The organism is Nonomuraea cavernae (genome assembly GCF_040655715.1).
Lineage (GTDB): Bacteria > Actinomycetota > Actinomycetes > Streptosporangiales > Streptosporangiaceae > Nonomuraea > Nonomuraea cavernae_A.
This window is the reverse complement of sequence record NZ_JBFAKL010000017.1, coordinates 172622-182902: the sequence shown is the minus strand read 5'-3', so window position 1 is coordinate 182902 and position 10281 is coordinate 172622. Positions and strand designations below refer to the sequence as shown.

Here is a 10281-nt window from a genome sequence, read left to right as displayed (position 1 = left end):
GCAGACGCGCACGAACAGACGTGGGGACTTAAAACTGGCCACCAGCGGTGACCTCAACCCGGCCACCTGCGGCTACTTTTGCACGGCCACGGACAGTGGTCAGGTATGACCAAGTCGCGTTGAAGCCGATCGGGTGGTAGCAGCTGACTGCGCACCTCAGCGCGCGGAAGCGCCCCCCGAAAGGAAGATCACGGTCGCGAACGCGTCTGGCGTATGTCCCGAAGCCCACAGCACGATCATCTCTTACCCGAGGCCTTGGCACGCTTCCACTTCGGGTGGGCCGAGGGCAGACGGGATGATCTCAGACGGGCGAGATGCGCGCGTCGCGCGAGAAACACCAGGTCACAAGTTGATCGCCGGGCCATTAGGAGGCGAGGCACGACATCGGCCAGCGCGAAGACCTCCGAGACGGTCAGCACCGGGCGTTCCTCGGGACGCTCCACCCCGGCGTTCTTGATCCGACACGAGTTCTTCTTGATCAGGTCGTCCTCCACAGCCGTGTTCAGGATGCCCCGCAGCAGTCGATACGCCTTGGCCACGGGCGACGCGCCGGGACCGCTCTCCAGGAGCTTGGTGTGCCACTGCCGAACGTGACGTGAGGTGATCTCCGTCAGCGGCTTCTCGCCGAAGGTCGGCATGATGTGCCGCCGAAGTAGGCCCTCGTAGAGCTGCGCCGTCTTGGGAAGGAGCGTCCTCTCCGTCATCCACGAGGCCGCGTAACTCCGGAAAGGGACCTCGCCCGCGTCCGGATCGGTCCACTCCTGGTCGTGGATCTCGCCCTCTTTCCGAGCAAGCCAGACATCAGCATCGGTCTTGCTCGGAAAAGTCTCCGGTGCCGTACGCTCCACGTCGTCAGGCCCCGTGTAGCGAGCCTGGAAACGTCCCGATGGCAGCTTGCGCACGGCCCCGGGCCGCCCGCCGCACCATCCGGCCGCCATACCAGCCCATCGGCCACCGTACCGAGGCCGCACCGCCGCACCGCCGCACCGAGAATCGACCGCCCGCGTCGACCTTCGCTTCCCAACTTCTTGCCCCCTGAAGTCGCCGGAGTCGTGCGAGAGGATGAACATGTGACTTCCACCCCCGCATCTGATGATGCGGCGAGCGCGCGAGACCGGGAAGCCGTCGAGCACCTCCTCGGCCGTCCACTGAATCGGTCATGGCCGACAGATGCCCTGGCCCCAGGAAATCGGGTCATATTGCTGCGTGACCCGATCCTGAACGGGCCGTGGCAGAGCGAGTTTCTAGGAACGATCGACGCCATGGGCGCGCCTGAGCCCGTTCAGCATCCGCACGCATCTCCTGGGGAGTTGACGTACTGGGTCACCTTCGATGCGCCTCAATACGACAGCGACGGGTGCGGACCCTATCGCAAAGCCCAGATCTGGGGCCGATATCTCCGAGCTGAAGCGGAGCCCGAGACATAGTCCAGCCTGCTCCGCTGTGTCTCCTCATCGGTGCCAGGGATAGTCCGCCGACAACGCACGAGTCAAAGATCAAACTCAGGTCTGAGATGGTTGTGCTCGACGATCACCTGATGACGGTTGGTCTCCGATCAAGGCTGGGGGCGATCGACGGTGTCGGCGTCGATCGCGTTCGGCGAGGTGTGCGGTCGTCGCGACCGGGGCTCGAACGCGGCCTCGCCCTCGGCCCGATAACGCGTGAGGAGCTTGCACACCCAGCCCTTGGAGACTCCACTGGTTGACCTCATGATCGTCATGCCAGATTCGTGCCAGATGCAGCGGGCAATCATGGTGAATCACGGGGAACAGCGGGGAATCACACCGCCCCTAGGGCGTGTTTCAGAAGTGGATCACATGGTGATCCCACTTTTGGATGATCTTTGCGTGGGTCGTGGTGATTTGACCGCCGCGCAGTGGGCGCCGCTGGAGCCGTTGCTGCCGGTTCTGCAAGATCGACTACCGCGAGCGGCGCGTCGTGGAGACCGGCATCAACCGACTCAAACGCCACCGGGCCGTCACGACCAGGTACGACAAGCTCGCCGTCCGCTATGAAGCCACCGTGACCATCGCCGCCATCAACGAATGGCTGTGACCTCACCGCTTGCGGGCCAGAAGTTGCACCGCCTGTGATCGGTGGCCATTCATCGTGACAATGTCGATCTGGCGCTCGTCTACCACGTCGAAGCCCAGCAGCAGAGCGCGCAGCTCGGCGATGTCGTGGTGTCGGCACACCGCACCGTCGTCAGTAGCGAACACCCCGTATGGAGTGCCAAACTGCTGGGCATGCGCGGCGTAGCGGCCCTGGTTTCGCTCGTCGTCCTGCAGGATCATGTCGCTGACGTAGAGCAGCCCGCCGGGCGCCAGGACACGGCTCAGCTCGGCGACCAACGCCCGCTGGGCGTCATCGTCGGGGACACACGTCAGCACCGCAAATAGCAGAACCATGTCGAAACTCGCCGGTGGGTAAGCCAGTTCCGGCGGAGACTCCAGGACCGCGAAGCGCAGGTCAGGCATCAACTGGCGGCCCCGCGCGATCAGCCCGGGAGACAGGTCCACGCCGGACACATCGGTGAAGCCGTGTTCGCCCAGCTCAGCCATGACACGGCCGTACCCGCAGCCGTAGTCCAAAATCCGAGTGGTCCGGCTCACCCCTTCCAGCCAGTCGGGGTTCACCGGGTGGGTGAATGTCTTCGTGACGCCGACGCTATCCCAGTACGCGACCTGACTACCAAGATCCTTCATGCGAGTGCAGCATACGGCCCTCCAGAATCCCGCACGCCATTGCTCAACCCCACTTTCGAAACACGCCCTAGTAGGACCTATGATTCCGCAGGTCAGCGCACGAAGATCAGTGGCCGCTTCCCAAGCTGAGAGCGGCGGCCGCGACAGAGCCTGCTCGGCCAGAGCGTTGCCATCGCGCATGCGCATCCCGGCGATGAAGTGCCCGCCGGCCCGGCGCAGACAGGCGAGGTTGTCGACGCTGGAGAAACCGCGGTCGACCACGGTGATCACGCGGCCGAGCTTCCAGTCCCGCATGTCGTCCTTCACCTCGGACAGGATCTGCTGGTCGTTGGTGCTGCCGGGCCGGCACCACACCCGCACGGGGATGCCACCCTGTCCCCTGCCAGTGCCCGGAAACTCGGGACGACTCGACCCACATGTCACACACCGTCGTGACCCCCGAGGGCTCCGGCGTAAGCACTCTAACTCCGTGATAATCGGGTGTACGCAGGCGCGCGATCCATGTCACCCTGCGCCTATGCTCACTGTCCGCCAACTCGTCGATTACCTCATCTGCCTGCCCGACGAAACTCCCGTTGTGATCGACGTTCACGACAGCGACAGCTGGCATCTCCGCGTCGAGGAGGTCAGCGTCACGACCGCGCAGGACGCGACCAAGGGCGGAGACCCCCACGAGGGCACCGAAGTCGAGATCTTCTGGGAACCCGGTCAGCACGGTTGGACCATGAACGGCCCCTCCAAGACGCTCTTCACTCTGGACGATGTAGAGAAGCTGATCGCCGAACGGGATGCCTTCCGCCGAGAGCTGGAAGAGCTGCGCTCCGGGCTCTGCTTCTCCCTTGGCAACATCGCCGAAAGGTGAGCGGCGTTCTCAGGCCAGATCGAGCAGGTGACGCGAGCCAGGTCCGTATCTGATCTGCCAGTCCGCGCAGCAGCCGAGGATACCGTCCTCGACGCAACGGATGCCGATGCTGACCCAGCGGACTTCAGCGTCTCCGTCACGGAAGCTGAATCCACCGGTGCACTCGAAATGCTCTGAACCGCATGGACAAGCGATCTTCTCCGGCCCGTCCCCTTCATCGCCGTGCATCCAGTACTCGTCACTGTCGAGCATGTAGGCGAGCAGGTCGCAGGCGACGCAAGTACGGCGTGCGCAAACGCCCCCTGCATCAAGTTCGATCCGGAAGACCTTGCCAGAACAGTCCTTGCCCCTCGATGGCGTAACGGCATGCACCGGGTAGCCGCCGGGCGCGAGTTCTTCGAGGTAGTCGGCAATGTCGTCCGAGGCGTCGCCCCGCCACCATTCGCCCGTGATGTCGATCGCCATTCCGGGAACCTAGTACGGCAGCCGCCATTCGTTAGTTGACCTGGATATAGGCGGTGGTCAGACGGGCTCGGTGATGGAACCAGCGGGCGCGGGCTTGATGGCGGCGTCGCCAGGTCGACCAGTGGACGGTGTGTTCCAGTGTCGGTGGATGTCCAGTGACCGCGTTGAACAGGCGCTTGACCTCGGCGACCGTCAGCGGGATCAGGCCAGGGTCGGCAGGCGGCGCTTCATCGGGATGTGTGGGGCGGCCGGCCTGGGTGTCGGTTCCATGCCGGGCTGCGGCGGCGGTGACCGCGCAGACGGCCAGGGCGGCCATGACCAGCACGAGGTGCCGCAGTAGTGCCTCATAGAGGCGGACCTGGGACTCGTCCAGGCCGAACAGGTCCTTGCCGGCCTGGAAGCTCTCCTCCACCGGCCATCTCAACCCGGCGGCTGAGACGAGGCTGGCCAGGGTGGCCGGCTGACCGGCGGGCACGTAGCAGTAGTGAAAGGCCAGCTCACCGGTGGTGCGATGCTTGCGGACCAGCAGGAAGTGGGCAGGGCTGGCGGTGGCGATCCACGCCCAGGCGTAGGTGCGTTCGCCCTTGGAACCGTGCCCGGCTGAGCGGATGGTCCACCGGCGTTTGGGCCGCAGGTGCTTGGCCACGGCTTGTTCACAGGTCAGGCAGGTGCCGCCGCCGAGGGTGAGGGTGAAGGTGGCGCGGATGCGCAGCACGTAGGCCTGGCCGTGGTTCTCCAGATAGGTGCGCAGCTTGGTGCAGGCGCCGTAGACCTCGTCCCCGGTCACGAAGTCCAGGCGCACGCCGTCGGCGTAGGCCTCGCGCAGCAGGCCGATGGCCAGTTCGCCCTTGGTCGCGAAGCTGAGGTCCAGCGGCAGGCCGGTGGTGATGGCGGTGACCGGGTCGCTGATCTGCTCGGCGGGGATCCATTGCCGGGCGCCGATCAGCGTGTGCCCTGCCCCGGCGCGCACGTAGGCCAGGTAGACGGTGTTGATGCCGTTGTCGATGCCGCCGGCGCAGCCCATGTGCTGGCGTTTGACGCCTGCTGTGGCGGTGCCCTTCTTCTCCTGGCCGGACTCGTCCAGCACGCCGACGGTCAGGCTGCCCGGCCGGGCGGCGGCGTCCAGCCGGGTGACGGCGAAGCGGCGGACAGTGCTCATCGCACCTGCGGTGTCCCATCGGGCCCGGTTGAGCAGGCGCTGGGTGGCGTCCGGACGGCGGTCACCGATCCACTCGGCGATCGTCCAGCCGTTGCGCCGGGGCAGCTCGGACATCACGGCCCGGACGTACTTGGCGGCCTGCATCCGCGGTTCGATCCGGGGAAACATCGGGGCCAGCGCGCCCATGAGGTCGTCGAGGTTCCGTTGCACCCGCCTGGCCTCTACGATGAGGGCAGCAGCCGCTTTGGATCTTGTTCTCGTCACACAGACATGATCACGAGCGGCTGCTCTCGTGTTACGGGGATCCCGCCAGAAACTCACGCCGGCCCAGCACCGCGTCGTCCCAGCTCATACAGCAAATGGCGGCTGCCGTACTAGCTCATCGGGAGGGTTGCCGATACCGCCCTACGATCGCCACGTCGGGGCCGAGGTGAGCGCAGCGCGGGTTGTCGGGGGCGATCGCTGCCGTGCGGCTTCCGGCGCTTGGCCGCATCCGAAGTTCGCCACTACAGGACCATCAGCACGCTCCAGTGGGACCAACGGCCCTGCCGGTCATTGTCACCGTCGTGACATGTTCGAACGGAGACCTCCTGAAAGGAGGGCTGGGGGCAATGATGTGGGGTTATGGGACCGGCTATTGGCTGGTCATGGGGATAACCATGATCCTGTTCTGGGGATTGATCATCGCTGGGATCGTGGCGCTGGTCCGCTACATCGGCGGCTCGCGGAAGACGGAAGGGCCTTGGGTCCAAGGCCCACAGCGGCCAGAGGACATGCTGGCTGAGCGACTCGCCCGAGGCGAGATCGACGTCGACGAATACAAACGTCGTCTGGAGTTGCTACAGGGGCGCAGGTGAGTGTCCTGCGGCAGAGAGGACGGCTGGCCGCTGGTGCGTTGGCCGCAGTCGTGCTAGGCACCACGTCCACGGCGGCCTTGGCGGGACTGGTGGCGGAGCAGGAGAGTGCGGGATCAGTCTCCCCGCAGGTCAGCGAGTGCCAGGTACCGGCATTGCCCGGCACCGTGGTGGACGTCGACCTGAGCGATATGGGGAGCATGATGGGCACAGGCAGCCCGGGTGAGGCGTCGCAGACCTGCGGCCCAGGAACGGGTGAACCGATGGGTGTCGCCCCCGGCTCCATGGGCTGGACGACTTTGACGCTCAAACCGGGCCGTACGAGTTGATCTGCAATCTGCCTGGTCACTACGGCGCCGGCATGTACGCGGAGCTGGACGTCACAGCGTAGGGCGCCGGAAGATTGCTGACCGGCCTCGGGACCGGTCCCGGCGGATGGCAGCTCGGCCACGCGAAATTCGTTCGCTCCGAACCGGACGCCGCTGACATACTCCACCAGCGTGACAGCAGACTCTGCCTCGACCTTGGTCGTCGGCGACGACGACCCCGAGTTGAGCAAGCAACTCGACGATGCACTGACGGCGTTCAACGAAGCCGCCACCAGCACGGCCTACGGTGACTCCTTCTCCATTAAGGTCACCGATGGAAACAGCGAGTTGGTCGGCGGCCTGACCGCCTGGACCTGGGGCGGGCTCTGCGGGATCTCAATGCTGTGGGTCCGCGGGGACAGTCGCGAGCAGGGATGGGGCAGCAAGATCCTGCAAGCCGCCGAGGCGGAAGCCATACGACGAGGGTGTGACCGGGTCGCCGTCTCCTCCTTCACCTTCCAGGCTCCCGGCTTCTACCAGCGGCACGGCTACGTCGAAACCGGTCGGATGCTCGGTATTCCCGACGGTCACGAAGACGTGCACATGTTCAAGCGGCTGACCGCCTGAAAGGGCGCCTCCGGCGGGGGCGCTCCGACTCCAGGATGATCACCAAGGACGTGCTCATCACCGTCGGCCTGTAATGGCTGAGGCAGGGGCCTGCCCATCCTTCGGTCGCGGAGCTACCGGGGAAGGTCATGCCCGCTCAGCTATTCCTTCAGGTAACCGGTGGCGGGGTCGATCTCAGCGAGGAAGCCGCGGATGGCCTCCTCCATCTCAGGCAGCGTCATCGCGGTGCCGGCAGCTTGGGTGATCCCGAAGCCGTACTCGTGCGGCCCGCTGAGCCAGTCGAAGTCGTACTCGCCGGGCCTCCCAGCACGCTCACGAATGCGAAAGTCCTGCCCGTCGACCGTCATCATGATCGGCTCATTCTTGGTATAGCGGGGTCTCGTGTGCTCGGGCGCGAGGCCCGGCTCCGGTTCGGTCGACATGCCTGCTCCTTTCCTCGGCCACCCACCGGGCGCGCCACGGTCGGTATTTCACGAGGACGGGTGTAGGCCACCACCTCGACTACGCGCACCTCGGTCGAGGGAAACAGCTCAGGTTCAAGACATCATTCGTCTGCCTGCCTTGCCGCGCCTCGTACAAGCAGCCTTACCCGCTCCCTGGGCACAACGTGCCCGCGCTGCGACAAGCCACTGATTCATGTTGGTTCCGCCTTCGCAGCCCCGCGTCGGCGGGACGTCGCGGCCTGGCGGGTGCTCTCGCTGTTACTGCACGCGGTGTCCGCTTTCATAAAAATTGTTGCGGCGGCCTCGGCTACCGCCCGCGCACACTCAGCGAAGCACGCGCGCGGATGGCATACGCACGGGCCACCGGAGAGCCGTTCGCCAGAGCTCTAGTGCGCCACGAGGTGCCCTGATGCAGCGGTGGTCATGCTCTGGTGGGTTGCGTAGATGACCACGATGATCCATGGGATGGACCCTAGGGGTGGTGGTCATCTAATGGGAACCAGCAGGCCGAGCGGGTTGTCGTCGTCATCGTCGCGTGCCCGTTCGTGCCCGATCAGGTGCTTGTCGATGGCTTGGGTGATCAGCTTGTCGGCTCCTCGGACGGCGTGCTGATAGATCATCGCGGCGCGGACGTTGTCGTGTCCCATGCGTGCCATGAGGTCCCTGAGTCCCGCGCCAGCCCTACCGACCCCTGCGCCACGCCGCCGCACGGATACAGCCCTACGATCGCCCCGTGTCGGCTGATCTTCGTCGTTGGTCTGAACGGAGCTCACGACATCGGTCGTGGCGTTCTGCACAAAACGTATACACGAGCACGGCGGAATCGCCACGAGCGGCAGTTACGATCACGCGGTGGACACGACCAGCGATCTTTCTAACGCGTCCCGCCAGCGTGCTCCCATGAACGTCAGCGGCAGGACGTGGGGGGCGGTCGCTGTATTGCTGGGGGTCGGAACGATTTATGCGACGAGTGTTCCCGGGTGGCACTTCACATGGCTCATGCCCGTCGGCGCCGGCTGGCTGTTGTTCGGCGTCGGCTGGCTGATCATGCTCGGTGTCGTCCTTATCAGGCGGGAGAGGCTGATCGCATTGCGTCGTAACTGGCAGTTCTGGGCCGTGCCACCCCTGGTGGTGGCGTTGGCCGGCTCACTGGTCTATATCGGTGCACCGGTCAGGATGCGTTTCGAGTTGTCGCGCGGCAGCCTCGATCACTTCGCGAAGACGGTGTCAGAGGGGACGCCGCCGGGGAAGCGGAATTGGATCGGCCTCTATCCCGTCGAATACCTTGAAGGATCCCGCCGGGCCTTCGGCTTCATGATCGAGGACACGGGCTTCTTCGGAAGCTACGGCTTCGCCTGGAGCCCGAATGGCGAGCCGGACATCGACGCGCCAGGCTACTACCGCCACTTCGACGGACCGTGGTACATCTGGATCGACGATTGAAAAACGAGTCGTTCGTCCCGACACCAAGGACTTACCAGGGCCAGGGTAACTTGGCGGGGTGATCCATTGGCCTTGCCGGGAGCCACTTTGGGAGCCACCCGAATGGACGATCATGATTGGAAGGCTTCCCAAGCTGACAGCGCGGGTTCGATTCCGTCGCCTGCTCTCAAAGCGATAGTTCAGGTAGACCGGTGGATTCGGTGCCTGGGCTTGGATGTCGTCCAGGGTCGTTGATCTCTGCGTTCCATGAGGCCGGATGATCAGTCTGTCGGAATCAGCAGGCCAGGGGCATGACTCAGACCTTGATGACGGTGACGCGTACGCCGCACAGGGCGGCGAGGTCCTCGGGGTCGGAGGTGAGGACCGTGACGGGACCTGGAGCGGCGAGGGCGGTGGCGCTGAGCATCGCATCGATGGCGTACTTGTGCCCGTGCAGGCCGGCGTCGGACAAGAGCGTGGCGGCGTGGCGGGCGATCGGTTCGGTGACTGGCTCGACGACAAGGCGCGACAGCGTCCACTCCAGGGCCGGCCGGTTGACGTGGGGGTGGACCACCTCGACGAGGGTGGCGGCAGAGGTGATGACGCGGAGATCGTCGGCACGGGCAAGAGCGAGCCATGCGGTGACCGTACGGTCGCGCAGGACGGCCTTGGCCAGCCCCTCGCTGTCGAGAACGAGGGTGCCGCCAGGAGTGGCGGAAGAACGGGTCACGCGGCCGCCCCGCCGCCGGCCTGTCCCCGCCGGGCCTGGTGGAGCTGGTCGCGCAGCGCCTGGATCTCGTCGTCGGTGATGGGGCCGTGCTCGGCCTCGGCGACCTGGATGAGTTCGCTGAGGTTGTCGCGTTCGATCTGGCGGGCCACGGCGGCGGCGACGTAGGCGGACAGGCCAGAAGGTCCACTCCGGGTCCGGGCGGCCTCGGCGATGTCACGCGGCATGGTGATCGAATACTTACCAGTAGGCTCACTCATGCTCTCTATCCTACCTCTCATCCTCCTCCGCTTCGTGACCGCTTTGCTGAGGTCGAGAGGGCCGCCGCCGGTGAGTTGCCGCACGGTCGAGAACTCAGCGGTCTCCTCGTATTCACTCTGGTGGCGTTCGGCACCTGGTCCTCGAAGTCGTCGCCTACGCAGCCGACGAGGCGGAGTGCAACAACGGAGCAAGCTGTACCGTCACGCTCCACCGCGATGGCTCAGTGTCCGTGGCGGATGACGGGCGAGGCACAGACACCCGCCTCGACCATCACGATCGGACCGTGAAGAGGCCGATCATGGCGTCGAAGGACCTCCGGTTTGGCGAGCCTCTGCCCGCAGCCAGCGGCCTGTCGGCCTGTCGGCCGACGAGCTGGTACGGTTCGCCACGTCATGGCCATCCCTGTCGGTCGAGGTCGACGATCGGCGCGCGGGCTGATCCAATGCCG

Annotated in this window: 13 protein-coding genes and 1 pseudogene; 4 read left to right on the top strand and 10 right to left on the bottom strand. The window is 65.4% G+C overall.

The annotated features are described in order from the left end of the window. Window positions 1-236: 236 nt before the first annotated feature. The 4 genes and pseudogenes from AB0I38_RS24810 to AB0I38_RS40425 all read right to left on the bottom strand — a co-directional run. Window positions 237-938 carry an N-terminal phage integrase SAM-like domain-containing protein gene (locus AB0I38_RS24810; protein WP_358471928.1) on the bottom strand — a complete coding sequence of 234 codons (702 nt, stop codon included), beginning with the start codon at window positions 936-938 and terminating at the stop codon, window positions 237-239. A gap of 617 nt (window positions 939-1555) precedes the next feature. Then, entirely contained in the window at window positions 1556-1753 is a 198-nt protein-coding gene (locus tag AB0I38_RS24805; RefSeq protein WP_358471926.1) for a leucine zipper domain-containing protein, read from the bottom strand. A gap of 304 nt (window positions 1754-2057) precedes the next feature. Continuing rightward, window positions 2058-2705 (bottom strand): class I SAM-dependent methyltransferase, encoded by a 648-nt coding sequence (locus AB0I38_RS40430; protein ID WP_436838777.1) that lies wholly within the window; start codon window positions 2703-2705, stop codon window positions 2058-2060. 138 nt (window positions 2706-2843) lie between these two features. Then, window positions 2844-3074, bottom strand: a pseudogene (locus tag AB0I38_RS40425) (IS1634 family transposase); the annotation flags it as partial. 148 nt (window positions 3075-3222) lie between these two features. Between AB0I38_RS40425 and AB0I38_RS24790 the strand changes: the two are divergent. Beyond that, on the top strand, window positions 3223-3567 hold the full coding sequence (locus tag AB0I38_RS24790) for a hypothetical protein (protein WP_358471922.1): 345 nt from the start codon (window positions 3223-3225) through the stop codon (window positions 3565-3567). 9 nt (window positions 3568-3576) lie between these two features. Here the strand turns inward: AB0I38_RS24790 and AB0I38_RS24785 are convergent, their stop codons facing one another. Together AB0I38_RS24785 and AB0I38_RS24780 are read right to left on the bottom strand one after the other, a co-directional pair. After that, on the bottom strand, window positions 3577-4032 hold the full coding sequence (locus AB0I38_RS24785; RefSeq protein WP_358471921.1) for a hypothetical protein: 456 nt from the start codon (window positions 4030-4032) through the stop codon (window positions 3577-3579). A gap of 31 nt (window positions 4033-4063) precedes the next feature. Then, window positions 4064-5401 (bottom strand): IS701 family transposase, encoded by a 1338-nt coding sequence (locus AB0I38_RS24780; RefSeq protein WP_436838776.1) that lies wholly within the window; start codon window positions 5399-5401, stop codon window positions 4064-4066. Window positions 5402-5850: 449 nt separating this feature from the next. Between AB0I38_RS24780 and AB0I38_RS24775 the strand changes: the two genes are divergently transcribed. Together AB0I38_RS24775 and AB0I38_RS24770 are read left to right on the top strand one after the other, a co-directional pair. Further along, entirely contained in the window at window positions 5851-6048 is a 198-nt protein-coding gene (locus AB0I38_RS24775) for an SHOCT domain-containing protein (protein WP_358471917.1), read from the top strand. A 497-nt stretch (window positions 6049-6545) separates the two neighbouring features. Beyond that, the gene (locus AB0I38_RS24770) at window positions 6546-6980 is read left to right on the top strand and encodes a GNAT family N-acetyltransferase (RefSeq protein WP_358471915.1); all 435 of its coding nucleotides are present in this window, start codon (window positions 6546-6548) and stop codon (window positions 6978-6980) included. A 140-nt stretch (window positions 6981-7120) separates the two neighbouring features. On the opposite strand, the gene AB0I38_RS24765 is transcribed toward AB0I38_RS24770, so the two are convergent. After that, window positions 7121-7402: a hypothetical protein gene (locus AB0I38_RS24765; protein WP_358471913.1), complete on the bottom strand. Its 282-nt coding sequence runs from the start codon at window positions 7400-7402 to the stop codon at window positions 7121-7123. Between the two features lie 506 nt (window positions 7403-7908). Next, window positions 7909-8070 (bottom strand): hypothetical protein, encoded by a 162-nt coding sequence (locus tag AB0I38_RS24760; RefSeq protein WP_358471911.1) that lies wholly within the window; start codon window positions 8068-8070, stop codon window positions 7909-7911. Between the two features lie 205 nt (window positions 8071-8275). On the opposite strand from AB0I38_RS24760, the gene AB0I38_RS24755 reads away from it, so the two are divergent. After that, a complete protein-coding gene (locus tag AB0I38_RS24755; protein ID WP_358471909.1) occupies window positions 8276-8866 on the top strand; it encodes a hypothetical protein in 591 nt (196 codons plus the stop codon). Between the two features lie 295 nt (window positions 8867-9161). Here AB0I38_RS24755 and AB0I38_RS24750 read toward each other — a convergent pair whose 3' ends face one another. Together AB0I38_RS24750 and AB0I38_RS24745 are read right to left on the bottom strand one after the other, a co-directional pair. Continuing rightward, on the bottom strand, window positions 9162-9575 hold the full coding sequence (locus AB0I38_RS24750) for a type II toxin-antitoxin system VapC family toxin (protein WP_358471907.1): 414 nt from the start codon (window positions 9573-9575) through the stop codon (window positions 9162-9164). After that, on the bottom strand, window positions 9572-9832 hold the full coding sequence (locus AB0I38_RS24745) for a CopG family transcriptional regulator (RefSeq protein ID WP_358471905.1): 261 nt from the start codon (window positions 9830-9832) through the stop codon (window positions 9572-9574). Before AB0I38_RS24745 ends, AB0I38_RS24750 begins: the two co-directional genes overlap by 4 nt. Window positions 9833-10281 lie beyond the last annotated feature (449 nt).